Raw genomic sequence first — 24,451 nt, 5'->3', positions numbered from 1 at the left:
GGCCCAGGCGCCGGCGTCAGGCAGGGCAACCCGTAACGGGTGGTGTGTGGGTGGGGGCAATCCCCGCGCCGAAGGCGCGGGGCGGCGCCACCCCGGCGGGTGCTGATGCCGGGGTGACCCCCGAGGACCCTGCAGGCACCGTGGCGCGCGGGACGGCCGGGTTCCGGGGCCGGAGGCCTGCGCTGCGCGGGCCCAGCGCCGGCGTCAGGCAAGGCAACCCGCAACGGGTGGCGTCCGCGCCGAGCCGGCGGGTGCCGATGCCGGGGAGGCGTCGGGGTGACCCCGGGGACGCTGCAGGCGCCGTGGCGTGCGAGACGACCGGGTTCCGGGGCCGGAGCCCGCCCCACACGGGCCCAGGCGCCGACGTCAGGCAAGGCAACCCGTAACGGGTGGTGTGTGGGTGGGGGCAATCCCCGCGCCGAAGGCGCGGGGCGGCGCCGCCCCGGCGAGGGCCGGGGTGACCCCGGGGACGCTGCAGGCACCGTCGCGCGCGGGAGGACCGGGTTCCGGGGCCGGAGGCCCGCCCTACACAGGCCCAGGCGCCGGCGTCAGGTAAGCCAACCCGTAACGGGTGGTGTGTGGGTGGGGGCAATCCCCGCGCCGAAGGCGCGGGGCGTCACGCGACCACCCACGACCGGGGGTTCGGGGGCGCAGCCCCCGGGGGCCGGCCAGGGGGAGCGCCGAGTGACACGCGCCACGAAACGGCCCTGCCCGGCCGTCAATACGGACCGGGCATAGCAGCAGGATCGGGGACAGAGGTACGCTCGTTCTCCCCCGTACCATCAGGCTCAGCAGTGAGGTTGCCGCAGCCGGCGGACGGATGCCCGGCGGCGGGCCCTGGAGCCCGGAAGGTGTGCGAGAGTAGGGCCCAACCGGCCCGAGCGCCGGACAGGCCCGCAGGGCAGGCCGGACTCCCGCCGCACCGAAACCGCCTCGCGCGTCCCGTGACGCCGCCGCGGCCGGTACCGGGGGCCACGGCCCGGGGAGACCAGGGCATTCGGGGAACTGCAGAAGGGGCTGCTGAGTTGACCGCTCGCGCACCGCAGGCCGCGGGGCAGAGGCAGACAGTGCTGCTTCCGGACTCGATCGACGAGGCCGTCGCGGCTCTCGCCGCCACGCCCGCGGCGATCCCCGTGGCCGGGGGCACCGATCTGATGGCCGCCGTCAACGCCGGGCATCTGAGGCCCTCCGCGCTGGTCGGCCTCGGCCGGATCAACGAGATCCGCGGCTGGCACTACCAGGACGGCCACGCCCTGCTCGGCGCGGGCCTGACCCACGCCCGCATGGGCCGCCCCGACTTCGCCGCCCTGATCCCCGCCCTGGCCTCCGCCGCCCGCGCCGCGGGCCCCCCGCAGATCCGCAACGCCGGCACCCTCGGCGGCAACATCGGCACCGCCGACCGCACCGGCGACGCGCTGCCCGTACTGGCCGCGCTGGAGGCCACCGTGGTGATCGCCGGCCCGCAGGGCGCGCTGCGCGAGGCCCCCGTCTCCCATCTGCTGGGCGGCGTCGACCGGCTGCGTACGGGCGAACTCATCGGCTTCGTCCGGGCGCCGCTGCTGCACGCGCCGCAGGTCTTCCTGAAGGCCACCGGCCGCACCGGCCCCGGCCGCGCCGCCGCGTCGGTCGCGTTGGTGCTCGACCCGGCGCGCCGCGGGGTGCGGTGCGCCGTGGGCGCCGTGGGCCCCGCGCCGATGCGCCCCCTGGAGGCCGAGGAGTGGGTGGCCTCGCTCATCGACTGGGACGGCGGCCGGCACCTCGCCCCGGACGCGCTGCAGGCCTTCGGCGAGTACGTCGCCGCCGCCTGCATCCCCGACCCCGCGCCCGCCGAGGAGGGCGCCGAGGTCCCCGCCCTGCCGCCGACGGCCCTGCATCTGCGGCGTACAGTGGCGGTCCTGGCCCGCCGCGCACTCGGGAGGGCGCTTTCGTGAGCCCGCAGAACCAGGGCGGCTGGCAGCCGCTTCCCCCCTCCGGTGACTACGACCCGGAGGCCACCGGTTTCCTTCAGATGCCCGCCGGCGGGTGGGACGGCGACGACCCCCTCGCCGCGCCCGGCCACGGCTTCACCCCGCCGCCCATAGCGCCCGCCGCGGCGGACCCGGCGGACACCGGGGTCTTCCGCCTGCCCGACCTCAGCACGCCGCCGGCCGCCGAGCACACCGGCACCTGGCAGATCGCCGGCGGCGAGGCGACGCATCCGGCGGACGGCGAGGGCTCCCGTACCCAGGGCCAGATCAGCGCGTGGACCCGGGTGGCCGGGGCCGAGACCGCCGCCGAGGTGGCGCCGCCGGTGTCGGACGGCTCGGGACTGTTCGGGGAACCGGTGCAGGCCCCGCCGCCGTCCGAGGGCGCCGCGATGCGGCGCGGGCTGAGCGCGGGCCTCGGGGCCCTCGGCGCGCAGCCGGACCCCGCGTCCGCGGCTCCCGCCGCGCAGCCCGACCCCGCGGTCGGCGCGCACCAGGCCGCAGCCCCCGAGGAGACCGCCGAGTGGCGCTTCCCCTTCGAGGAGGCGCAGGCGACCGCCGAGCAGGGCACCGGCCAGTGGACGGCCGGCGGCGAGGCCGCGGCCGGCGCGCAGTGGCCGGCACCGTCCGCGGTGGACGACGAGTCCGGCGAGTACCCGCTCGGCGGCTCCGACGAGCACGCCCCCGCCGCGCCGGAGGAGCCGGCGGCCGAAGGACACGACGCCGCGGCGGAGACCCCCGAGGCGCCCGTCGCCGACGGCATGCCCGACGAACACCCCCGTATCTCCTACGTCCTGCGCGTCAACGAGGCCGACCGCCCCGTCACCGACGCCTGGATCGGCGAGTCGCTGCTGTACGTGCTGCGCGAGCGGCTCGGCCTCGCGGGCGCCAAGGACGGCTGCTCGCAGGGCGAGTGCGGCGCCTGCAACGTCAAGGTCGACGGCCGGCTCGTGGCGTCCTGCCTGGTCCCCGCGGCCACCGCGGCAGGCGCCGAGATCCGGACCTCCGAAGGGCTGGCCAAGGACGGCCTCCCCTCCGACGTACAGCGCGCGCTGGCCGCCTCCGGTGCCGTCCAGTGCGGCTTCTGCATCCCGGGCCTCGCCATGACCGTGCACGACCTCCTGGAGGGCAACCACGCGCCCAACGAGCGCGAGACCCGCCAGGCCCTGTGCGGCAACCTCTGCCGCTGCACCGGCTACCAGGGGGTCCTGTCCGCCGTGAAGGACGTCATCGCCCAGCGCACCGGCCCGCAGCAGGACGAGCCGGCCGCGCACATCCCGCAGCAGGCCGGCCCGAGGGGGCAGGAGTGACGCAGGAGCCCACGACCACGGCCACCCCCGCGCACGGCACGCCGCTCACCGGTGAGCGCGTCCCGCGGGGCATCGGCGCCTCCGTCACACCGCTGGACATCCAGGCGAAGACCGAGGGCACCTTCCCGTACGCCGCCGACCTGTGGGCCGAGGGCCTGCTGTGGGCCGCGGTCCACCGCGCGCCGCACGCCCACGCCCGGATCGTCTCCATCGACACCTCCCTCGCCGAGGAGATGCCGGGCGTACGGGCCGTCGTCACCCACGCCGACGTCCCCGCGCAGGCGCTGCACGGCCGGCGCGTCGCGGACCGCCCGGTCTTCGCCAAGGACCTCGTACGCCACCACGGCGAGCCCGTCGCCGCGGTCGCCGCCGAACACCCGGACGCGGCGCGGCTCGCGGCCGCAGCCATCGTGGTCGAGTACGAGGTGCTGGAGCCGGTCACCGACCCGCAGACGGCGTTCGACGCCGAGCCCCTGCACCCCGACGGCAACCTCATCCGCCACATCCCGCTGCGTTTCGGCGACCCGGAGGCCACCGGCGACGTCGTGGTCGAGGGCCTGTACCGGATAGGGCGCCAGGACCCGGCGCCCATCGGCGCCGAGGCGGGACTGGCCGTGCCCCGCCCCGACGGCGGCGTGGAGTTCTACACCGCGTCCACCGACCCGCACGCCGACCGCGATCTGGCCGCCGCCTGCTTCGGGCTGTCGCCGGAGCAGGTGAAGGTCGTCGTCACCGGCGTCCCCGGGGCGACCGCCGACCGCGAGGACCCGGGCGTGCAGCTGCCGCTCGGCCTGCTCGCGCTGCGGACCGGCACCCCGGTGAAGCTGGCCGCGACCCGCGAGGAGTCCTTCCTCAGCCACGCCCACCGCCACCCGACGCTGCTGCGCTACCGCCACCACGCCGACTCCACCGGCAAGCTGGTCAAGGTCGAGGCGCAGATCCTGATGGACGCGGGCGCCTACGCCGACTCCTCCGCCGAGTCGCTGGCCGCCGCGGTGTCGTTCGCCTGCGGTCCGTACGTCGTGCCGCACGCGTTCGTCGAGGGCTGGGCGGTCCGTACGAACAACCCGCCGTCGGGCCATATGCGCGGCGAGGGCGCGCTGCAGGTGTGCCACGCGTACGAGGGCCAGATGGACAAGCTCGCGGCGAAGCTGGGCCTGGACCCGGCCGAACTGCGCCTGCGCAACGCCCTGACGACCGGCGACCTGCTGCCGACCGGTCAGACGGTGACCTGCCCGGCGCCCGTCGCGGAGCTGCTGAACGCCGTACGGGAGGCGCCCCTGCCCCCGCTGCCCAAGGACCTCCCCGAGGAGGAGTGGCTGCTTCCCGGCGGCCCCGAGGGCGCGGGCGAACCGGGCGCGATCCGGCGCGGGGTCGGCTATGCGCTGGGCATGGTGCACATGCTGGGCGCGGAGGGCGCCGACGAGGTGTCCACGGCGACCGTCCGGGTGGACGGCACGGTGGCCACCGTCATGTGCGCGGCGGTCGACACGGGTTCGGGTTTCTCCACGCTCGCCCGGCAGGTCGTGCAGGAGGTCCTCGGTGTCGACGAGGTGCACGTGGCGCCGGTCGACACCGACCAGCCCCCGGCCGGACCGGCGGCGCGCGGCCGGCACACCTGGGTGTCGGCGGGCGCGGTGGAGCGCGCGGCGAAGATGGTCCGCACCCAGCTTCTCCAGCCCCTGGCACAGAAGTTCGGCATGAGCACCGAACTGCTGACGATCGCGGACGGCAAGATCACGTCGTACGACGGAGTCCTGTCCACGACGGTGGACGAGGCGCTCGGCGGCAAGGAGCTGTGGGCCACCGCCCAGTGCCGCCCGCACCCCACCGAGCCGCTGGACGACACCGGGCAGGGCGACGCCTTCGTCGGGCTCGCGTTCTGCGCGATCCGCGCGGTGGTGGACGTGGACGTCGAACTCGGCACCGTCCGCGTGGTCGAGATGGCGGTCGCGCAGGACGTGGGCAAGGTCCTCAACCCGCGCCAGCTGGCGACCCGCATCGAGGCCGGCGTCACCCAGGGCGTGGGCGCGGCGCTGATGGAGAACCTCCGCACGGTCGACGGCGTCGTCCGGCACCCGGACTTCACCGGCTACACGCTGCCGACGGCGCTGGACGCGCCGGTGGTGAACATCGTCAAGCTGGTGGAGGAGCGCGACGTCCTCGCCCCGTTCGGGGCGAAGGCGGCGGGCGCGGTCCCGGTGGTCACGTCCCCGGCGGCCGTCGCCGCGGCGGTCCGCGCGGCCACCGGCCGCCCGGTCAACCGGCTGCCGATCCGCCCCCAGTCGGCGATCCTGCAGGCGGAGTAGCAGGCGGCGGCGCACGCCCTCCCGGGTGCAACAGGCCTCCCTCCACTGCTCGTCCGTCCCTATCGGGGCGTGCCTTTCCGCGCCTACAATCGCTTTCCGTGAGCCGCCGCCTCTCGCGCGACGCGTGGACCTCCGCCCTGTCCACGGGAGAGTTCGCCGCCGTACGCTCCGTGGGCTTCGAACCCGTCGGGCAGGTGATGGGGACGGCGGTGTTCCGGATGACGGACCGCCCCCTGCGCGGCGCCGACACCGGCTACTACGACTGCGGTTGCGGCCCGCAGGCCCTCGCGGCGGGCAGAGGCGTTCCGGTGGTGACCTCCGGCAGCGGGGCGGCGTCCCGTGAGCTGGTCGGAGTCCGCGGCCGGGCCCGGCAGCTGGCACTGCGGCGGATCGCCGACGAGTGCGCGGCGCTGGACGGTGACGGCGTGGTCGCCGCCCGGCTCACCGAGACGCCCTTCGCCACCGGCCAGGACTGCGTGGAGTTCCAGGTGATCGGCACCGCGGTACGGGCCGTGGCCGCGGACACCCGGCCCGGCCGGCCGTTCACCACCCATCTGGACGGCCGGGGACTCGCCCGGCTGCTGACGGCGGGCGTGGTGCCGGTCAGCGTGGTCGTCGGCCACTCCATCGGCGTCCGCCACCGGGACTGGGCCACCAGCGGCGAGACGGGCCTCGGCGCCCCCGGCCGGGAGATCCGCGGCTACACCGAACTCGTCGAGCGCACCCGCCACGACGCCCGTGACCAGCTGCGCGTGCAGGGCCGGCACAACGGCGCCGACGGGATCATCCTGCGCGACCGCGGAGAGCTGCGGATCCGCTCGGAGCACTGCCGGCGGCGCGAACTGTCCGACCACGGGCACGACGACGTCGCCGAGGCGACCCTCTTCGGCACCGCCGTCGCCTCCTTCCGCCCGGCCGCACGCCCCGCGGGGCGGATGACCGTGGTGCCGCTGGACCGGCTCACGACCGACTTCCGTAGGGGGAACGTGCGTTGACCACGACCGGACCCGATGCCGACGGCATCCCTGCCGAGGCGATGCGCCGGCTCGCGGAGCTGCAGCCCGGCCGGACCGGCGGCATCTTCACGAGCGATCTCACCGTCAACGAGTTCCTGCTGGTCCGCGAGGCGGGCTTCCGGCCCCTCGGACTGGTGCTGGGCAGCTCGATCTACCACATCGGACTGCAGGTCGGCCGCTGGGGCAGGAACCAGGAGCTGACGAGGCTGAGCGAGGCCATGTACCAAGCCCGTGACCGGGCGATGACCCGGATGCAGACGGAGGCGCAACAGCTCGGCGCCGACGGCATCGTGGGGGTACGGCTGTCGGTCGAGGCCCGCGATTTCGGCGACCACGTGACGGAGTTCATCGCCATTGGCACGGCGGTCAAGGCCGACGCCCGGGCGCCCGGCGGCAACGGGAGCTGGCGCAACGCCAAGGGCCGGCCGTTCACCTCGGACCTCAGCGGCCAGGACTTCTGGACGCTGGTCAGGGCCGGCTACGCCCCGCTCGGCATGGTGATGGGCACCTGTGTGTACCACGTAGCCCACCGGTCGCTGGCCGCCACGGTCGGCAACGCCGGCCGCAACACGGAGATCGAGGTCTTCACCCAGGCCCTCTACAACGCCCGCGAGCTGGCCATGGAGCGGATGCAGCACGAAGCGGAGGAGCTGCGGGCCGAGGGCGTGGTCGGTGTCCGGCTGGACTCCCACAACCACCGCTGGGGCGGCCACACCACGGAGTTCTTCGCCGTCGGCACCGCGGTCCGCCCGCTGCGCGACGACCATGTCATCGAACGCCCGACGATGGTGCTGAGCCTTGACGACTGACGACCGCCCGGACCTCGCCCTGCTCACCGCGGCCCTCAGCCGCGACACCGCCGATCTCGCGGTCTACGGCCAGGTACTGGCGGCCGCGCTGGCGGAGGCACTGCCCGCAGGCACGGTACGCGTGGAGCGCAGCCGCGGACTGCCGGGCCGGGCGTCCCGCGTCACCCGGCTGGAGATCGCCCTGGACGAACGCCGGTTGGTGCTCGCCATGCCGCGACGCCGGGACCGCCCCGTCGGCGAGGTGGCGACAGTCGTACGGGGCGTGGTCCTCTCCAGCCGCCCGGTGCCGCTGGCGGAGTGGACGGCGGAGCTGGCGGCGGCCCTGGCCGCCCGGGCGGCGTCGGACGCCCGCGCGCGAGCGGCGCTGGCACGGCTGCTCGACGTCCCGTAGCGTGCCCGGGACCCGCGCGAGAGGGCCACTGACCTGCGGCGTACGCTCCATGCCATGGACGAGGGCAGACGCCTCGAACGGCGTATACGCATCTGGTTGATCGTCTTCATCGTGGGCCTGGTCCTGTCGGGCGTCACGGCCTTCCCACTCCAGACGGAGATCCGCTGGCTGCACGAAGCGGTGACGTCGACGTCCCTTGCGCCGGACGGCCTGGTCGACTGGATCGCCCGGGTCCGCGAGGGTCTCGAAGAGACGGACGCCGCCTACCCGTTCATCGCCTACGGCACCGACTGGCTGGCCTTCGCGCACCTGGTCATCGCGGTGGCGTTCATCGGCCCGTACCGGGACCCGGTGCGCAACATCTGGATCATCGAATGGGGCATGATCGCCTGCGCGATGATCGTCCCCCTCGCGCTCCTCGCGGGCCCGGTCCGCGACATCCCGTTCTGGTGGACGCTGCTGGACATCTCCTTCGGCGTCTTCGGCGTGATCCCGCTGTGGATCGTACGGCGGCTGATCAAGCGGCTGGAGGGCGAGCGGGCGGCCGTGCCCGTTGCGGTCTGACGGCCCGCGTTTCGGGGATCCGGCAACGACCGTCCCTCCTGGCTGCCTGGTGACGACCTGTGCGCCCGTACGGGCCCGCCCTAGGGTCGCGAGACGTGAGGGGCACACGGTTCTGGTTCGGTGAGGCGCCGCGCCGTGAGGCGTGGACGGCCGCGCTGTCCGCCGCGGAGTTCGCCGCCGTGCGCGCGGCGGGCTTCGAGCCGGTGGGGCAGGCGATGGGGACCGCCGTGTACCAGATGGCGGACTGGCGGGGCGGCGGATCGGCCGGCTTCTACGACTGCGGGTACGGGCCGCTGCGCTGGTCGCCGGCCGAGGTCGCGCTGTCCGGCTGGGGCGCGCCCTCGGTGCGGCTCGTCTCGCTGCGGGCCGAGGCGCGGGACCGGGCGCGTGCCCGGCTGGCCGAGGAGTGCGCGGAGCTCGACGGGGACGGCGTGGTGGGGGTGCGCGTCACCGCGGAGCCCTTTCCCGGCGGCGGCGACAGCGTGCAGTTCCAGATGACCGGCACGGCGGTGCGGGCCGTGGGTGCCGACGCCCGGCCGCGGCGCCCGTTCACCACCCACCTCGACGGCCAGGGCTTCGCCAAGCTGCTGACCGCCGGCCATGTCCCGGTCGAGCTGATCGTCGGGCAGTCCGTCGGGGTGCGCCACGTGGACGGGCAAGTGCGCCGGCAGTCGGGGCGGTTCGCGCGGAGCGGCGAGATCGACGGCTGGACGGAACTCGTCGCCCGGACCCGCTACGACGCCCGCGTCGACCTGCGCCTCCACGCCCGGCGCTGCGGGGCGGACGGGGTCGTCCTCAAGGACAGCGGCACGCTGAGCGCCGTGGACCGGGACTGCTCCCGGTACGGCGGAGGGAAGGGCACCCCGGCCGTGGACTTCGTGATCGAGGCGACCTTCCTCGGCACCGCGGTCGCGGCCTTCCGCCCCGGTGAGCCGCCCGCCGCGCGGCCCGTCGCCGTACTGCCGCTCGACGGAGTCAAGGACCGCCTGACGAAAGGGAACCGACGGTGACCACCACGCCCCCGGACAGCCTCCCCGCCGAGGCGATGCGCCGGCTGGCCGATCTGCGGCCGGGCCGGCAGGGCGGCATCTTCACCAGCGACCTCACGGTCAACGAGTTCCTGCTGGTCCGCGAGGCGGGCTTCCGCCCGCTCGGGCTGGTGCTCGGCTCGTCGATCTACCACGTCGGCGTCCAGTTCCGCCGCTGGGGCCGCAACCAGGAGCTGCGGACCCTCAGCCAGGCCATGTACAGCGCGCGCGAACACGCCATGGGCCGGATGCAGCACGAGGCGGCGATGCTGGGCGCCGACGGCATCGTCGGGGTGCGGCTGACCGTCGAGCCCAGCGGATTCGGCGCCCATATCGCGGAGTTCATCGCGATCGGCACCGCGGTGCGGGCCGAGCAGCCGGCGCCCGGCTACCGCGACAGCTGGCGCAACGCCAAGGGGCAGCCGTTCACGTCCGGGCTGAGCGGGCAGGACTTCTGGACGCTGCTGCAGTCCGGTTACGCCCCGCTGGGCATGGTGATGGGCAGCTGCGTCTACCACATCGCCCGCCGCTCGCCCGCCGCGGTCGTCGCCAACTACGGCCGCAACGTGGAGATCGCCCGCTACACGCAGGCGCTGTACAACGCCCGCGAGCTGGCGATGGGGCGGATGCAGACGGAGGCGGAGGAGCTGCGGGCGCACGGCGTGGTGGGTGCGCGCCTCGCGTCGTACCACCACCGCTGGGGCAGCCAGACCACGGAGTTCTTCGCGCTCGGCACCGCGGTGCGCCCGCTGGACGCGGCGCACGTCATCGAGCGCCCGGCGATGGTGCTGAGCCTTGACGACTGACGACCCCCGCCGTGACGACCTCTCCGGCCTCCTCGCCGCCGGCCGCCGCGACGCGGCCGACCTCGCGCTGTACGCCCAGGCCCTGGCCGTGACCCTGGCCGACGCGCTGCCCACCCCCACGGTCCGCGTCGAACACCGCCGCGGCCTGCGCGGCCGCCCCCGTATCGCCCTGCTGGAACTCGCCCTGGACGACCGCCGGCTGGTGCTGTCCATGCCGCGCCGCGGGGACACCCCGCGCTGCGAGCTCCTGACGGAGATCGGGGGCGTGGTCATCGCCCGCCGCCAGGTGACGCTGGGAGAGTGGGTGTCGGAGCTGCTGGCGGCCCTGCGAGCGCACGCGCGCCGGGACGCGGCGGCACGGGAGGCGCTGGAGCGGGTGCTGGGGGTGCGGTAGCGGTGCCTCAGCCCGCCTCGTCCTCAAGAGGGTGGCGCCAGCGCAGGCCGGGGAAGCGGGCGAAACCCCGGTCGGCGGAACAGAGGGTCGCGCCCGCCTCTATGGCCAGGGCGGCGAAGTACGCGTCCGGGATCACATTGCCGCGCGCCCCGGTCTTGCGGCAGAGCCGCTCGAAGATCTCCCAGTGGCGAGGTCCCTCGCGCAGGGGCACGGCCGCAGGTGCTTCGCGCAGTGCGGTGACGAATTCGAGGGCCGCACCCACCGGGGCCGGGTCGGTGAAGATCCTCGGGTTGGTCACGATGCGCAGGAACCCGCTGGTGACCACGGAGTTGACCGCCACCGGTTCGTCGCCGCTCAGTGTGGAGCCCAGCCACTCGTGGTAGCGGGCGTGGTCGCCCGATTCCTTGCGGAAGGCATAGACGAGCACATTTACGTCGCAGAAGATCACTGCCCGTACCTCGCCCGGAGCTCGGCCTCGTCCATCATGTCGAGCAGGCCGGCGTTGTCGCTCAGATCGACCCCAGGCTGAAGACCCCCACTGCCGTACACCGGCAGCCGCACCGCAATGTTCCTGGCGGCGTCGAGATCCCGTGCGAACGAGGCACGGACCGCATCCTCTATCACCGCGCTGAGCGTCACCCGGCGGCGTGCGGCACGGAGCTTGGCCTCCTGGAGGAGGTCTTCGGAAAGGTCCACGGTCGTCCTCATGCGTCCAAGTGTGACCCCATCGCATCTTGATGCGCAAACTCTGCGGAGAGCTCCCGGACCCCCGCGCGCCCCCGCGCGCACAACGCACAACCGCGCCGGTCAGCTCCCCCCGGCTGACCGACGCGGTGTGATGGGCCCCTCCGCAGAGGCCGGACTGTGGGTTACAGGTTGCCGCGGCGCTCCTGTTCGCGCTCGATCGCCTCGAACAGGGCCTTGAAGTTGCCCTTGCCGAAGCCCATCGAGCCGTGGCGCTCGATGATCTCGAAGAAGACCGTCGGACGGTCCTGCACCGGCTTGGTGAAGATCTGCAGCAGATAGCCGTCCTCGTCGCGGTCGGCGAGGATCTTCAGCTCGCGCAGCTCGTCGATCGGCACGCGCGTGTCGCCGACCCACTCGCCGAGCGTGTCGTAGTACGAGTCCGGGACGTCGAGGAACCGCACACCCGCCGCCCGCATCGTGCGGACCGTGTTGACGATGTCGTTCGTGGCGAGCGCGATGTGCTGGACGCCGGGGCCGCCGTAGAACTCGAGGTACTCGTCGATCTGCGACTTCTTCTTCGCGATCGCCGGCTCGTTGATCGGGAACTTGACCTTCAGCGTGCCGTCGGCCACGACCTTCGACATGAGCGCGGAGTACTCGGTGGCGATGTCGTCGCCGACGAACTCCTTCATGTTCGTGAAGCCCATGACCTTGTTGTAGAAGGCCACCCACTCGTTCATCATGCCGAGCTCGACGTTGCCGACGCAGTGGTCGATGGCCTGGAAGGTCCGCTTGGCGAGCGGCTCGACGACCGGGTCCGCGGCGACGAAGCCCGGCAGGTACACGCCGTCGTAGCCCTTGCGCTCGACCAGCGTGTGCCGCGTCTCGCCGTACGTCGCGATCGCGGCGAGCACCACCGTGCCGTGCTCGTCCTTCAGCTCGTACGGCTCCTCGAGCCCCTTCGCGCCCATCGCCACGGCGTGCGCGTACGCGGCGCGCGCGTCGGGGACCTCGATCGCGAGGTCGACGACGCCGTCGCCGTGCTCCGCGACATGCTTCTCCAGCCACCGGCCGTGGTCGGTGGCGGCCTTGATGACCGACGTGAAGACGAACCGGGCGGAGCCGTTGACGAGGACGTACGAGGCGGTCTCGCGGCTGCCGTTCTCCGGTCCGGAGTAGGCGACGAGCTTCATGCCGAAGGCGGTGGAGTAGTAGTGCGCGGCCTGCTTCGCGTTGCCGACCGCGAACACCACGGCGTCCATGCCCTTCACCGGGAAGGGGTCGTCCTGCCGGGGGGTCATGGTGGCGTGATCAAGGGTCTCAGTCATAGCCGAAGCGTCTCTCTGATCCACAGGGTGCGCAACACTTCCCTGAATCGGTGGGCAGTCTGTACAGCAGGCACAGGGCAACGGCTGATGATCTGTACAGTGTGTGCACCTCGTCACACCGTACGACACGAAAGGGCACCTATGTCCATCGACGCCCTCGACGGCCGCCTCCTCACCCTCCTCGCCACCGAACCCCGGATCGGGGTCATGGAGGCGTCCCGCCGGCTGGGCGTCGCCCGCGGCACCGTGCAGGCGCGCCTGGACCGTCTGCAGTCGAACGGCGTCATCCGCGGCTTCGGCCCCGACGTCGACCCGGCGGCCCTCGGCTACCCCGTGACCGCCTTCGCCACGCTGGAGATCAGCCAGGGCCTGGGCGCCGACGTACGGGCGCATCTGGCCACCGTGCCCGAGGTGCTGGAGCTGCACACGATCACCGGGCACGGGGACATGCTGGCCCGGATCGTGGCCCGGTCGAACGCCGACCTCCAGCGGGTGATCGACCGGGTCGTGGGGTTCGACGGCATCGTCCGGGCGTCCACGGCGATCGTGATGGAGAACCCCGTCCCGCTGCGGATCGTCCCGCTCGTACAACAGGCGGCGCGGCTGGAGTAGTTGCCGGGCTCCCTGGCGGAGCGGCACTTGCAAAACTCTTTTGCAAAACCTCTATGCAAAGACTCTTTGCAAGTCGTACGGTACTCCCATGCCGCCATCCGACAAGAGGCTCCACGACCTCGACGCGAAGTCCCTCCGCGCCCTCGCGCACCCCTTGCGGGTCCGCCTGCTCAACGCCCTGCGCCAGTACGGGCCCGCCACCGCCTCCCAGCTCGCCGAGCGCCTCGGCGAGTCGAGCGGGGCCACCAGCTACCACCTTCGCCAGCTCGCCGAGGCCGGTCTGATCGAGGACGCCCCCGAGCACGGCAAGGGGCGTGAGCGGTGGTGGCGGCCGGCCCACCACGGGGTGCGGATCGAGAACAGCGAGGAGTTCCGCAACCACCCCGACGCCGAGGTCCGCGACGCCCTCGACGCCTGGCTGCGCACGCTCGCCGCCGAGCACGCCCTGGAGGTGAACACCGCCCTGGCCGGCATCCGCGACTGGCCGCCGGAGTGGCGCAACCGCTCCACGCTCAGCGACTTCAAGGTCACCCTCACCCCGGACCTGGCCTACGAGCTCTACCAGCGGATCTACGAGGTGATCCGCTCCTACGAGGACCGCGTCCCCGACGACGCCGAGCACGCCCGCAAGGTCCGTATCCACGTGCACGGCTTCCCGCTGGAAACCGAATGACGTCCCGAGGGGGGACCGAGATGGCAGACCGCCGTCCGCTGGTGAGCGTGCTCACCGCCAACGTCATATCCGTGACGGGCAGTTCGTTCAGCCTGGTCGCGGTGCCGCTGTTCGTGCTCGCCACCACCGGCAGCCCGAGCCGGATGGGCCTCGTGGCCTTCTGCGAGGGCGTGCCGCTGGTGTTCGCCGCGCTGTTCGGCGGGCCGATGATCGACCGGCTCGGCCGGCGCCGGGTCTCCATCGGCGCGGACATCGCCGCCGCGGCGGCCGTGGGCCTGATCCCGCTGCTGCACACCCTGGGCGTGCTGCACTTCTGGATGCTGTGCGTCCTGGTCGCCGTCCTCGGCATCAGCGCAGCGCCCGGCGACACGGCCCGCAGCGTGCTCATCCCGCATCTCGCGAAGCGCGCGGACGTCCCGCTGCCCAAGGTCACCAGCTACTTCGAGAGCGCCCGCCAGCTCGCCCGGCTGCTCGGCGCCCCGCTGGCCGGCCTGATGATCGCCGTGTTCAGCCCGGCGGCGGTGCTGGCGGCGGACGCGGCGTCGTTCCTCGTCTCGGCGGCGCTGATCGCCGGGGGCCTGCGCGGTATGCCGGCCGCCGAGCCGCTGAAGGACGCGCCGCGCATCGATCTGAAGGTGTACGGGTCCGAACTGCGCGAGGGCTTCGCCTTCCTGCGCCGTACCCGGCTGCTGCTGGCCATCGTGCTGATGGTGATGCTGACCAACTCCCTCAACAGCTCCTGGATGTCGGTCCTGCTCCCGCTGCACGCCGAGCGCGACCTCGGCGGATCGGTCGACATCGGCCTCGTCTCGGGCGTCACCGGCGCCGCCGCGCTGGCCGGGGCGCTGCTGTACGGGCGGTTCGCGACCCGCTTCCCCCGCTGGCTGGTCTACACCGCCGCGTTCCTGATCTGCGGCGGCCCGCGGATGCTCGTCGCCGCGCTGGTGCCGGAGCTGCCGCCGCTGCTCGTGGTGACCGCCGTCGCGGGGTTCGCGGCCGGCGTGCTGAACCCGCTGCTCGGCCCGATCATCTTCGACCTCGTCCCCGAGGAGCTGCGCAGCCGGGTGCAGAGCGTGACCACGGCCGGGGTGATGTCGGTGATCCCGCTCGGCGTGCTCAGCGCGGGTCTGCTCGCGGACGCCGCGGGCGTGACGGCCGCGCTGTGGACCCTCGGCGGCATCTACCTCGCCGTCACGCTGTGCCCGCTCGTCTTCCCGGTGTGGCGGCGGATGGACGACCCGGTGCCGGCGAAGGAAGAGGTCCTCGCGGCGTGAGGCCCGCCCAGCAGCCGGCGTGAGGCCCGCTCAGCAGCTGGGGACGCGCCCGCCCGACTTCAGCGCCTGAAGCGCGTCCAGCGCGCCGTCCAGCGTCGTCACCGGCACCAGCCGCAGCCCGTCCGGCAGTTCGGCCTCCGCCTCCGCGCACTCCGCCTTCGGTACGAGGAACACCGTCGCCCCGTCCCGCTCGGCCGCCTGCGTCTTCAGCGGGACGCCGCCCACCGCGCCGACCTTGCCCGTACCGGTGATCGTGCCCGTACCGGCGATGACCTCGCCGCCCGTGACGTCGTCCCGGGTCAGCTTGTCGACGATGCCGAGCGAGAACAGCAGGCCGGCGCTGGGCCCGCCGACGTCCGCCAGCCGCAGCTGGACCTTCACCTGGTCCGGGTCCAGGTCCAGCTGCCTGAGGGCGGCCGTGGTGGCGTCGTCCTGGGACTCCTTCATCGTCTCGGCGTTGTGCTCGCGCACCTCCTGCACCGTGTCGCCGACCGGGTAGACCGAGTCGCGCGGCATCACCGCCTCGTCGGCGGCGAACCAGCCGGTGAGCACGTCGCCCAGCCGCACCGTGGTGTCGGGCGAGGTCGCGCTGATGGTCGTCATCCGCAGCTGGCCGGTGGTGGGGTACGTCTCCGCGCCGGTGACGGTGATCACGGGCTTGCCCCGGTCCTCGCCCAGCACGTTCACCGTCGTCCCCGGCATGGCGATCGAGAACGGCAGCGGCGCGAACACGGCCGCCACCAGCAGGGCCAGCAGCGGCAGCGCGCAGAGCGCGAGGAACAGGGGGCGGGAGAGCCGGGGAGTGCGCACGGGGTCAATCTACAAGCGCGGAGCAGCCCGGGCGGACCCCCCTCAGCGCAGCGCCCGCGCCACCTCGCGCGCCGCGTCCACCACGCGCGTACCGACCTGCTCGGGGATGGTGTCCGAGAGCATGACCACCCCGACGCTCCCCTCGATGCCCGTCACGCCCAGCAGCGGCGCCGCCGCGCCGCTCGCGCCGGCCTCCAGCTCGCCGTGCGTGAAGGCGTACGCCGCCTCGGCGTCCTCCAGCGAGGCCGCCGCGCCCAGGCTGCGGCCCTTGAGGATCGCGCGGCCCGCGGCGCCCTGGTCCAGCGAGTGCCGGAAACCGGGGCGGTAGGCCACGTGGTAGTCCGTCCAGCTGGGCTCCACCACGGCGACCGCGAGGGCCTCGCTGCCGTCGACCAGGGTCAGATGGGCGGTGGCGCCCACGTCCTCGGCCAGCGCGCGCAGGGTCGGCAGGGCCGCCTCGCGGACCAGCGGGTGCACCTGGCGGCCCAGCCGCAGCACGCCGAGCCCGACGCGGGCGCGGCCGCCCAGATCACGGCGTACCAGGGCATGCTGTTCGAGCGTGGCCAGCAGCCGGTAGACCACGGTGCGGTTGACGCCGAGCTTGTTGGCGAGCTCGGTGACGGTCAGCCCGTGGTCGGTGTCGGCCAGCAGCTTCAGTACACGCAGACCTCTGTCGAGAGTCTGGGAGGTCTCTGCGGTCACGCCGCCTCCTCGGGGTGTGGCGGCTGTTCCCGGGGTCCCGGAGGTGACGCCGCCGGTCGCAGGGCACCGGCGCGCTCCGCGGCGGCGCTGCCGCGGCGCGTTCGATTTCCGCGAAGCGTCCGTGAGGTCACTCACGGACGCTTCGTGACGGGAAACCTAGCGATCCGCACCGCTCAGCGGAAGACCTCGTCCAGAATCCGGGCGCCGATCCGGCCGGATCACCGCATCCGGGTGGCCCATTCCTGAACCTTTGCGATGCGCTGCCGGATCTGTCCCGCGGTCGCCTCGGCGCTCGGCGGGCCGCCGCAGGCCCGGCGCAGCTCGGTGTGGATCACCCCGTGCGGTTTGCCGGTCTGGTGGACGTACGCCCCGACCAGCGAGTTGAGCTGCTTGCGCAGCTCCAGCAGCTCCTTGTGCGTGACCACCGGCCGCCGGTCGGCCGGCAGCTCCAGCAGATCGGCCTCCTCGGCCGGCTTCTTCTTGCTGTGGGCGATCTGGCGCTGCTGGCGCTTCTGCAGCAGCAACTGCACCTGGTCCGGCTCCAGCAGGCCCGGGATGCCGAGGTAGTCCTGCTCCTCCTCGCTGCCCGGGTGGGCCTGCATGCCGAACTCGGCGCCCTCGTAGACGACCCGGTCGAAGACGGCGTCGGACTCCAGCGCCTCGAACGGCAGCATGTCCTGCTCGCCGGTGTCCTCGTCCTGCTGCTTCTCCGCCTCCGCCAGCTCCTTCTCGGACTCGGCGTACGGATCCTCCTCGCCGTCCTTCTTCGGCTTGTCGAGGGCGTGGTCGCGCTCGACCTCCATCTCGTGGGCGAAGGTCAGCAGGTTGGGGATGGTCGGCAGGAACACGGACGCGGTCTCGCCGCGGCGCCGGGACCGTACGAAGCGGCCGACGGCCTGGGCGAAGAACAACGGCGTCGAGATGGTCGTGGCGTACACGCCGACCGCCAGACGCGGCACGTCGACGCCCTCCGACACCATGCGGACGGCGACCATCCAGCGGCTCTCGTCCTGCCGGAACTCGTCGATCCGGTCCGAGGCGCCGGAGTCGTCGGAGAGGACCACGGTGGCCTTGCTGCCCGTTATCTCCCGGATCAGCTTGGCGTACGCGCGGGCGGAGTCCTGGTCGGAGGCGATGACGAGCGCGCCCGCGTCCGGGATGGCCTTGCGGACCTCGGACAGCCGCCGGTCCGCGGCGCGCAGCACGCTCGGCATCCAGTCGCCGCGGGGGTCCAGGGCGGTACGCCACGCCTGGGCGATGGCGTCCTTGGTCATCGGCTCGCCGAGCTTCGCCTCGATCTCGTCGCCGGCCTTGGTGCGCCAGCGCATGTTGCCGCTGTACGACAGGAAGATCACCGGGCGCACGACATGGTCGGCGAGGGCGTGCCCGTAGCCGTAGGTGTAGTCGGCCGAGGACCGCCGGATGCCCTCGCGGTCCTCCTCGTACGCCACGAAGGGGATCGGGTTGGTGTCCGACCGGAACGGCGTACCGGTCAGCGCGAGCCGCCGCGTCGCCGGCTCGAACGCCTCCAGGCACGCCTCGCCCCAGGAGCGGGAGTCGCCGGCGTGGTGGATCTCGTCGAGGATGACGAGGGTCTTGCGCTGCTCGCACCGGTTGCGGTGCAGCATCGGGCGCACGCCGACGCCGGCGTACGTCACGGCGACGCCGTGGTAGTCCTTGCTCACCGGGCCGGCGCTGTACTCGGGATCCAGCCGGATCCCTATCCGCGCGGCCGCCTCCGCCCACTGCTTCTTCAGATGCTCGGTGGGCGCCACGACGGTCACCTGCTGTACGACGTGGTGGTGCAGCAGCCACGACGCGAGCGTGAGCGCGAAGGTCGTCTTGCCGGCGCCGGGCGTCGCCACGGCGAGGAAGTCCCGCGGCTGCTTGGCCAGATACGCGTCCATCGCCCCCTGCTGCCAGGCGCGGAGCTTGCCCGCCGTACCCCAGGGGGCGCGGCCGGGGAAGGCCGGGGACAGGTGGTGCGACGTGGTGGTACTCACGGTCTCCGGGGTGCGGTCGGCGGCGGGCTGCGGTCGTCGGCCGCGGGCCGGGGGACCGGCGCTGTCGCGGCAACCGCGTCAGCCTACCGGGGGGCACCCCGGCAACCCCTGTTTACGCCGCGGGGTCGCCCGCGAGTGGGATCCAGGTCACATCGAGTCGGCGCCCTTGTGCAGGGCACGCAGCCGCGCGGCGATCACCGTCACGTCCTCGGTCTTACCGGATGCGATGGCTATGACGAGGTCGTAGGCGGCGTCCTGGTCGACATCGGCCATGTCCACCCCGTTGAAGTCGAGGAACACCACGGTGCACATCCACGCGGTGCGCTTGTTCCCGTCGAGCAGCGGGTGGTTGGCGGTCAGTGACTGCAGCAGTGCCGCCGCCTTCTCGAAGAGGTCCGGGTATGCCTCGATGCCGAACGTGTACTGCTGCGGGCGGTGCAGTGCGGAGCCGAGCAGCCCCAGGTCCCGCACGGTCACCCGCTGCCCCTGGCAGGCGAACTCGGCCAGTTCCAGGGCCTCCCGGGCCGTCAGGTACTTCACGTGGTTACTCCCCCAGCCTCCGGAGCAGGTCCGCGTGCTTGCCCGCGTACTTGGCCCCCAGCTTGCGGACGGTCTCCCGGTCCGCCTCCTCGGTCAGATACCGCTCGATCGCCTGGATCACTATCGCGTGCATGCTCCGCCCCTCCGCCTCGGCGCGCTGCTTGAGTGACTCCTGGAGCTCCTCGGGCAGCCTCAGATTCATAGCCATACCGGAATGGTATCTCTGAAAGTACCGCGGTGGTACCGGTTTCGGCATCGCCTGTGGATAACTCGACGCCAACGGGGCGGGGACCCGAACCGGATCTCCGCCCCGTTGCCGTGCTGCCGTCAGGCCGACGGCTTCACCGCGATCCACGCCGCGCCCGGCGCGGTCTCCGTGCCGTCCGCAAGGACCGCCGTCACCCAGTAGTAGTGCGTGGTGCCGGACGGCGCCGCCGTGTCCGTGTACCAGGTGAACGCGCGCGGGGCGTCGACCGTCAGGCGGACGTACCGCCCGGCCTCGCGGTCCCAGCGGTAGACGTGGTAGCCCGTGGCGTTCTCGACCGCGCCCCAGGCCAGCTCCACGCCCTCGGAGCCGGTCGACGTGGAGACGTAGACCGGGGAGCCGGGAGGCGTCGCCACCGTCGGCGTCAGGTCCGGCATGGTGACGAACCTGATGTCCGCCGTCCCCGTCTTGACGTAGCTGGAGTTGCCGCTGGTGTCGATCGCGTCGATCCAGTAGCAGTGCTCACCGCCGTCCGGCTTCACGGTGTGCAGGTAGCCGGTGGCGGACGTGTTCAGGCGGGCGTACTCGTAGCCCTTGCACACCGTCTCGCCGTCGCTGCGCAGCACCTCGCCGACGTACACCGCGTACTTCGCCAGGTCCGCCTCGGTGTTCGCGTCCCAGTCCAGTTCGACGCCGTACTCGGTCGCCGTGGCCGTCACGCCCTTGACCGCCGCCGGCGGGGTCACGTCACGGACGATCTCGCCCGTCGTGACGGTCGCCGTGGCGGAGGGCACGGACATCCGGCCGCCGTTGTCGTAACCGCGGACCACGTAGTGGTACGTCGTCAGCGGCCCCGTCGCCGTGTCCGTGCAGGTGTACCGGACGCGGCCGTCGGGGAGGTAGCTCCCCTTCCAGTCGCACAGCACCGGCTCGGCGGACAGGTCCACCGGCAGCGTCGTGGAGCGGTAGACGTGGAAGTCGAAGTACTTGCCGTCCGTGGCCGGGTCCGCCGTCCAGGACACCACCGCCCGGTCGGCGGCCGCGGTGGCCGTGACGTCCTTCGGCGCGGCGACCGGGCGGATCACCCGCGCGCCGGCGTACTCGGAGTACTGGCCGCCGCCGTCCATCGCCCGCACCAGGTACCACTGCTCCTCGCTGCGCGGGGCGGCGGTGTCTGTCCAGGTGGTGCCGGTCACGGTGGTGAGGAAGGTGATGCCGCCGTTCAGCTCGCGCCGCTCGACGGAGTACTTCAGCGCACCCGGCACCGCGGTCCAGGTCAGCTTGTTGCCGGTGTCCAGGCCCTGCCCGGTCATGTCGGCGGGCACGGTCATGACGGGCCTGACGACCGGTACGTCGGTGCTGCCCGTGGAGACGTTGCCCGCCAGGTCGTAGGCGCGCACCTCGTAGTAGTAGGTGCGGCCCGGGACCGTCGGCAGATCGCTGAACGTGGTCCCGGTCGTCCGGCCCATGTAGGCGTAGACCGAGGTGCCCGCCTCGCGCCGGTAGATCTTGTAGCCGGCGAGGTCCATCTCCTTGTTCGCGGCCCAGGCGATCACCGCCTTGGCGGTGGCGCGGTCCATCCGGGCGGTCACGGAGGCGGGGGCGAACGGCTTGACCTTGTCGACGTCCGAGGTGGTCCGGGGCGCGTAGGCGAACTTCACGTTCGCGGACCCGGTCCAGGCGACGAAGTCGACGCGGAGGGTGTGCTTGCCGGCGGGCATGGTGAGGTTGAGCGTCTTGGACTGGGTGCTCGACACGTTCCGCCACATGTCGATCTTCTTGTAGCCGTCGACGTAGACGCGGATCCCGTCCTGCGACGCGGCGTAGAAGCGGAACGGGCCGCCGGAGCCGAAGTCGCGGGTCAGGTTCCAGCGGACCGAGAAGTTGTCCCGGGGCAGGCTGACGCCCGCCGGGTCGCCGGTCCCGTAGGTCTCGCTGATCGCGCTGTCGCAGGTGGTCAGCTTCGGCGTGCCGCTGAACGTGGTGTTCCCGAAGAACTGCGCCTTCCACGTGGGGGAGGCGCAGGTGACGGCCGCGGCGGCCGGGGTGGTGGCGAGCATGGTGCCGGCCACCGCACAGACGACGCCGGCCGCGCCGACAGCGCTCAGCCGGTGATGGGGTCTCACTGAGGAGTGTTCCTTTCGAGCCTGATCATCTAGGCGCGGAGTTGACCATCGAGGTGGGCGTTTGGTTGTACGGGATCACCCCGCCGTACGGGATCACACCGGCGGTACGGGACCACCCGCGGTACGCGATCACACCGCGCTCTGCGGCTCCCGGGGCCGCAGCCGCCCCGCGACCGCCGCCCCCACCAGCGCCACGCCCGCCATCGGCAGGAACACCGCCGCGAACGCCCACGGGTGTCCCGCGTCCGACGCGGCGGTGAGCGGCCCGTGGCCCACCGAGGCGCCGCCGAGCGCCGCGAAGACCACGCCGGCCACGGCGAGCAGCACGACGTTCGACAGGCTGTCGGAGAGCTGCAGGGCGGCGGAGTTGGACCCCGCCTCCTCCGGCGCGGAGAGCTTCAGCAGCAGCACGCTCGTCGCCGAGATCACCAGCCCCATGCCGAAGCAGCCGAAGAGCCAGGCCCCGGCGATGAGGGGCAGCGGGGGAACGGCGGAGACGAGCGCCAGGGGCGCCGACGCGATCGCCGCCGCCGTCAGGCACATGCCCAGGCGCACCAGCCGCTCGCGGTGCCGCTCCAGCCGGGGCCGCGCCTGCACCCACGAGCCGAACGCCCACGCCGCGCCACCGACGGCCATCGACATCCCGGCCGCCGTCACCGACAGCCCCCGCTGGGTGACGAGCATCAACGGGATGAAGGACTCCGCCGCGATGAACGACCCGGCCGCGATGCCCCGCATCAGGATCACCGTGGGCAGGCCGCGCGCCGCCAGGTACGTACCGCGGGGGAGGAGTCCCCGTACGGCGGGGATCAGCAGCGCGACGCCGAGCAGCGCGGGCGCCAGCGACAGCCACCGCACGTCCTGCCCGGCGTACTGCAGCAGGCCCGCGCCCGCCGCGATGCCGAACGCGAGCCGGATCCGGCGCCCGTCCGCCGCGGGCACGGCGCCGGGGTCGACCGGCCCGTCGGCCGTACGCCGGATCGCGGGGAGGGCGACCATCAGGGGCAGCACCACCAGCGGCGGGATGCCGAGGAAGACCCAGCGCCAGCCGAGGTGTTCGGTCACCGAGCCGGCGGCCAGCGGGCCGACGACGGACGGCACGACCCAGGACGCGGCGAACGCCGCCAGGACCGCGGGCCGCAGCCGCTCCGGGTACGCCCGGCTGACCACGACGTACAGCGCCACGATGTCCAGCCCGCCGCCGAAGCCCTGCACGGCCCGTCCGATGATGAACACCCACATCTCGGTAGCGGTGCCCGAGATCAGCAGCCCGGCCACGAAGCAGGCGATACCGGCGGCCAGCGGCCGCAGCGGCCCCGCCCGGTCGCACCACTGCCCGGACACGACCATCGCCAGCAGCGCGGTGGTGAAGTACGCGGAGAAGGCGAACGCGTACAGCGCCACCCCGTCCAGCGCCTTCGCCGCCGCGGGCATCGCGGTCCCGACCGCCGTCGCCTCGAAGGCGATGAGCAGCACCACGGTCACGATGCCCAGGGTCAGCGCCCGGTGGGGGCGCCCGAGTATCCCGGTCTCGGGAGGCAGCGCCCCGGTGGCATCGGTGGCAGCGCTCTGATCGGCGGCTATGTCGGTCATGAGGGACAGAGTAAGGGGCGTAACCGAGTTTGACCCCTGTATTTGGGCGGGGATCCGGTCGTCCGTGGGTCCTAGGACCGGCGGGCGACTGTGAACAGCTCATTGCGGGGCTGTGGCATCCGTTGACCCGCGTCCGCGGTGCGCGCGATGGTCTTGGGGAAGGCGTTGGCCGCGTGCCCGAGAGGCTGAGGGACCGGATTGCAAATCCGGGCACACGGGTTCGAATCCCGTCGCGGCCTCGATGCGGGGGCGGCCGGTTCTCCGGCCGCCCCCGCAGTTGTCCACGGCCTGGGGCTTACGGCGTCAGCCCCGTCAACCGCAGCCTCGTCAGGCGGACCTCCGCCGGGGTCGGGCCGCCCCGGCCCGCGGCCCAGCCGGCCGCGCCCCAGTCGCCGGTCAGCAGCGAGACGCTGACCTGGCCGGACGCGAGCGCCGTGGTGTCCGCGTTGCCGACCGGTTCGGGGGTGGCTGGGGGAGCGGAGAGCGCCAGCTTGTAGCACGTGGCGCAGGTCGCCGGGTCGGGGACGTAGTCCGCCGTGAAGGCGGCGGCCTCGCCGACGTTGGTGAACGCGACGCCGCCGGTGACGTGCGCCGGGTAGTTGATGTTCAGGGCCGTGCCCGGCGGGAGGAGTTCGCCGGCCGGTGCCGTCCGCGCCAGCCGGTCGACGGTACGGGCGGTGAAGGCAGCCGCCTGCGCGAGGGACGGGAACGGGTTGCGCGGGTCGGTGAGGTCGAAGCCGGCGGACACGGCGATCGCCGGGACGCCGAGGTCGTTCGCGGTGACCGTGGCGCCGACCGTGCCCGAGTGGTTGGCCAGGACCCCGATGTTCTGGCCGGCGTTCACCCCGGAGACCACCAGGTCCGGCGGCGCGTCCCGGAAGACGTGCCGTACGCCGAACGACACCGCGTCGCCCGGGGAGCCGGTGACCGACCACACGCCGGGCTCCTCCTCGGCGGCCCTGATGCCCGCCCCCTGCGTGAAGTTCATGCCCGTACCCCTGCCGGACTGGTCGTCCGCCGGGGCGACGATGACCACCTGGTGGCCAGACCCCGCCAGCGCCCCCTTCAGCGCGCGGATGAAGGGGTGGCGGTAGCCGTCGTCGTTGCTGACCAGGATCCGCAGGGGCCGGTCGATGCCGGCCGACGGGACCGCGGTGGCCTGGTTCGAGGCGGTGAGCAGGGCCGCCGCGGCGGCGACGGCCGCCGCCCCCGCGGTGAGTCTGCGCATCGTGCCGGTGCCGCTGTGCTTCATGTGCACCCCTCCCGGGCGGATGGCTCGAAGTGAGGGAACGGTAGACCTGACGGCT

Annotated in this window: 24 protein-coding genes and 1 tRNA gene; 14 read left to right on the top strand and 11 right to left on the bottom strand. The window is 73.2% G+C overall.

The genetic code is table 11. The features are described 5' to 3' along the window. Window positions 1-1,025 precede the first annotated feature (1,025 nt). From AB0M28_RS19905 to AB0M28_RS19860, 10 genes are all read left to right on the top strand, one after another. Window positions 1,026-1,931: an FAD binding domain-containing protein gene (locus AB0M28_RS19905; protein ID WP_365406234.1), complete on the top strand. Its 906-nt coding sequence runs from the start codon at window positions 1,026-1,028 to the stop codon at window positions 1,929-1,931. Beyond that, window positions 1,928-3,274, top strand: a complete 1,347-nt coding sequence (locus AB0M28_RS19900; protein WP_365406231.1) for a (2Fe-2S)-binding protein — start codon at window positions 1,928-1,930, stop codon at window positions 3,272-3,274. Before AB0M28_RS19905 ends, AB0M28_RS19900 begins: the two co-directional genes overlap by 4 nt. Next, the gene (locus AB0M28_RS19895; RefSeq protein ID WP_365406228.1) at window positions 3,271-5,583 is read left to right on the top strand and encodes a xanthine dehydrogenase family protein molybdopterin-binding subunit; all 2,313 of its coding nucleotides are present in this window, start codon (window positions 3,271-3,273) and stop codon (window positions 5,581-5,583) included. The genes AB0M28_RS19900 and AB0M28_RS19895 overlap by 4 nt, the downstream gene beginning before the upstream one ends. A 98-nt stretch (window positions 5,584-5,681) precedes the next feature. After that, the gene (locus AB0M28_RS19890; protein ID WP_365406225.1) at window positions 5,682-6,578 is read left to right on the top strand and encodes a hypothetical protein; all 897 of its coding nucleotides are present in this window, start codon (window positions 5,682-5,684) and stop codon (window positions 6,576-6,578) included. Continuing rightward, window positions 6,575-7,408: a heavy metal-binding domain-containing protein gene (locus AB0M28_RS19885; RefSeq protein WP_365406223.1), complete on the top strand. Its 834-nt coding sequence runs from the start codon at window positions 6,575-6,577 to the stop codon at window positions 7,406-7,408. The genes AB0M28_RS19890 and AB0M28_RS19885 overlap by 4 nt, the downstream gene beginning before the upstream one ends. After that, window positions 7,398-7,799 (top strand): hypothetical protein, encoded by a 402-nt coding sequence (locus tag AB0M28_RS19880; RefSeq protein ID WP_365406220.1) that lies wholly within the window; start codon window positions 7,398-7,400, stop codon window positions 7,797-7,799. The genes AB0M28_RS19885 and AB0M28_RS19880 overlap by 11 nt, the downstream gene beginning before the upstream one ends. A gap of 54 nt (window positions 7,800-7,853) precedes the next feature. Beyond that, entirely contained in the window at window positions 7,854-8,363 is a 510-nt protein-coding gene (locus AB0M28_RS19875; RefSeq protein WP_365406218.1) for a hypothetical protein, read from the top strand. Between the two features lie 95 nt (window positions 8,364-8,458). Continuing rightward, window positions 8,459-9,373 carry a heavy metal-binding domain-containing protein gene (locus AB0M28_RS19870; RefSeq protein ID WP_365406215.1) on the top strand — a complete coding sequence of 305 codons (915 nt, stop codon included), beginning with the start codon at window positions 8,459-8,461 and terminating at the stop codon, window positions 9,371-9,373. Beyond that, on the top strand, window positions 9,370-10,197 hold the full coding sequence (locus AB0M28_RS19865; protein WP_365406212.1) for a heavy metal-binding domain-containing protein: 828 nt from the start codon (window positions 9,370-9,372) through the stop codon (window positions 10,195-10,197). The genes AB0M28_RS19870 and AB0M28_RS19865 overlap by 4 nt, the downstream gene beginning before the upstream one ends. After that, window positions 10,187-10,591: a hypothetical protein gene (locus tag AB0M28_RS19860; protein ID WP_365406209.1), complete on the top strand. Its 405-nt coding sequence runs from the start codon at window positions 10,187-10,189 to the stop codon at window positions 10,589-10,591. Before AB0M28_RS19865 ends, AB0M28_RS19860 begins: the two co-directional genes overlap by 11 nt. Window positions 10,592-10,598: 7 nt before the next feature. Here the strand turns inward: AB0M28_RS19860 and AB0M28_RS19855 are convergent, their stop codons facing one another. From AB0M28_RS19855 to hppD, 3 genes are all read right to left on the bottom strand, one after another. Beyond that, complete coding sequence (locus tag AB0M28_RS19855) at window positions 10,599-11,039, bottom strand: type II toxin-antitoxin system VapC family toxin (RefSeq protein ID WP_365406206.1); 441 nt, start codon at window positions 11,037-11,039, stop codon at window positions 10,599-10,601. Next, complete coding sequence (locus AB0M28_RS19850) at window positions 11,036-11,299, bottom strand: CopG family transcriptional regulator (protein WP_365406203.1); 264 nt, start codon at window positions 11,297-11,299, stop codon at window positions 11,036-11,038. Before AB0M28_RS19850 ends, AB0M28_RS19855 begins: the two co-directional genes overlap by 4 nt. A gap of 161 nt (window positions 11,300-11,460) precedes the next feature. Then, window positions 11,461-12,606, bottom strand: a complete 1,146-nt coding sequence (hppD, locus tag AB0M28_RS19845; RefSeq protein WP_365406200.1) for a 4-hydroxyphenylpyruvate dioxygenase — start codon at window positions 12,604-12,606, stop codon at window positions 11,461-11,463. 141 nt (window positions 12,607-12,747) lie between these two features. Between hppD and AB0M28_RS19840 the strand changes: the two genes are divergently transcribed. From AB0M28_RS19840 to AB0M28_RS19830, 3 genes are all read left to right on the top strand, one after another. Beyond that, window positions 12,748-13,218, top strand: a complete 471-nt coding sequence (locus AB0M28_RS19840; protein ID WP_365406197.1) for an Lrp/AsnC family transcriptional regulator — start codon at window positions 12,748-12,750, stop codon at window positions 13,216-13,218. Window positions 13,219-13,306: 88 nt separating this feature from the next. Further along, entirely contained in the window at window positions 13,307-13,891 is a 585-nt protein-coding gene (locus AB0M28_RS19835) for a metalloregulator ArsR/SmtB family transcription factor (protein ID WP_365406195.1), read from the top strand. Between the two features lie 20 nt (window positions 13,892-13,911). Continuing rightward, window positions 13,912-15,165 (top strand): MFS transporter, encoded by a 1,254-nt coding sequence (locus AB0M28_RS19830; RefSeq protein ID WP_365406192.1) that lies wholly within the window; start codon window positions 13,912-13,914, stop codon window positions 15,163-15,165. A gap of 30 nt (window positions 15,166-15,195) precedes the next feature. Here AB0M28_RS19830 and AB0M28_RS19825 read toward each other — a convergent pair whose 3' ends face one another. The 7 genes from AB0M28_RS19825 to AB0M28_RS19795 all read right to left on the bottom strand — a co-directional run bounded on the left by AB0M28_RS19825 (window position 15,196) and on the right by AB0M28_RS19795 (window position 23,144). Then, a complete protein-coding gene (locus AB0M28_RS19825) occupies window positions 15,196-15,975 on the bottom strand; it encodes a S16 family serine protease (RefSeq protein ID WP_365406189.1) in 780 nt (259 codons plus the stop codon). Between the two features lie 42 nt (window positions 15,976-16,017). Beyond that, on the bottom strand, window positions 16,018-16,677 hold the full coding sequence (locus tag AB0M28_RS19820; protein ID WP_365406186.1) for a helix-turn-helix domain-containing protein: 660 nt from the start codon (window positions 16,675-16,677) through the stop codon (window positions 16,018-16,020). Between the two features lie 218 nt (window positions 16,678-16,895). Then, window positions 16,896-18,680, bottom strand: a complete 1,785-nt coding sequence (locus tag AB0M28_RS19815) for a DEAD/DEAH box helicase (protein WP_365406183.1) — start codon at window positions 18,678-18,680, stop codon at window positions 16,896-16,898. Window positions 18,681-18,827: 147 nt separating this feature from the next. Next, a complete protein-coding gene (locus AB0M28_RS19810) occupies window positions 18,828-19,220 on the bottom strand; it encodes a type II toxin-antitoxin system death-on-curing family toxin (RefSeq protein ID WP_365406180.1) in 393 nt (130 codons plus the stop codon). A gap of 4 nt (window positions 19,221-19,224) precedes the next feature. Beyond that, the gene (locus AB0M28_RS19805; protein WP_365406240.1) at window positions 19,225-19,422 is read right to left on the bottom strand and encodes an Arc family DNA-binding protein; all 198 of its coding nucleotides are present in this window, start codon (window positions 19,420-19,422) and stop codon (window positions 19,225-19,227) included. Between the two features lie 125 nt (window positions 19,423-19,547). Next, window positions 19,548-21,551 (bottom strand): PA14 domain-containing protein, encoded by a 2,004-nt coding sequence (locus AB0M28_RS19800; RefSeq protein WP_365406177.1) that lies wholly within the window; start codon window positions 21,549-21,551, stop codon window positions 19,548-19,550. Window positions 21,552-21,680: 129 nt separating this feature from the next. Beyond that, on the bottom strand, window positions 21,681-23,144 hold the full coding sequence (locus tag AB0M28_RS19795) for an MFS transporter (protein WP_365406174.1): 1,464 nt from the start codon (window positions 23,142-23,144) through the stop codon (window positions 21,681-21,683). 167 nt (window positions 23,145-23,311) lie between these two features. On the opposite strand from AB0M28_RS19795, the gene AB0M28_RS19790 reads away from it, so the two are divergent. Continuing rightward, window positions 23,312-23,383, top strand: a tRNA-Cys gene (locus tag AB0M28_RS19790). Between the two features lie 56 nt (window positions 23,384-23,439). Here the strand turns inward: AB0M28_RS19790 and AB0M28_RS19785 are convergent. Further along, window positions 23,440-24,396 carry a 5'/3'-nucleotidase SurE gene (locus AB0M28_RS19785; RefSeq protein ID WP_365406171.1) on the bottom strand — a complete coding sequence of 319 codons (957 nt, stop codon included), beginning with the start codon at window positions 24,394-24,396 and terminating at the stop codon, window positions 23,440-23,442. Window positions 24,397-24,451: the final 55 nt, after the last annotated feature.

The sequence above is a fragment of the Streptomyces sp. NPDC051940 genome, assembly GCF_040680895.1.
In the GTDB taxonomy this organism is placed as follows: Bacteria; Actinomycetota; Actinomycetes; order Streptomycetales; family Streptomycetaceae; genus Streptomyces.
This window is presented reverse-complemented; position numbering and strand designations above follow the sequence as displayed.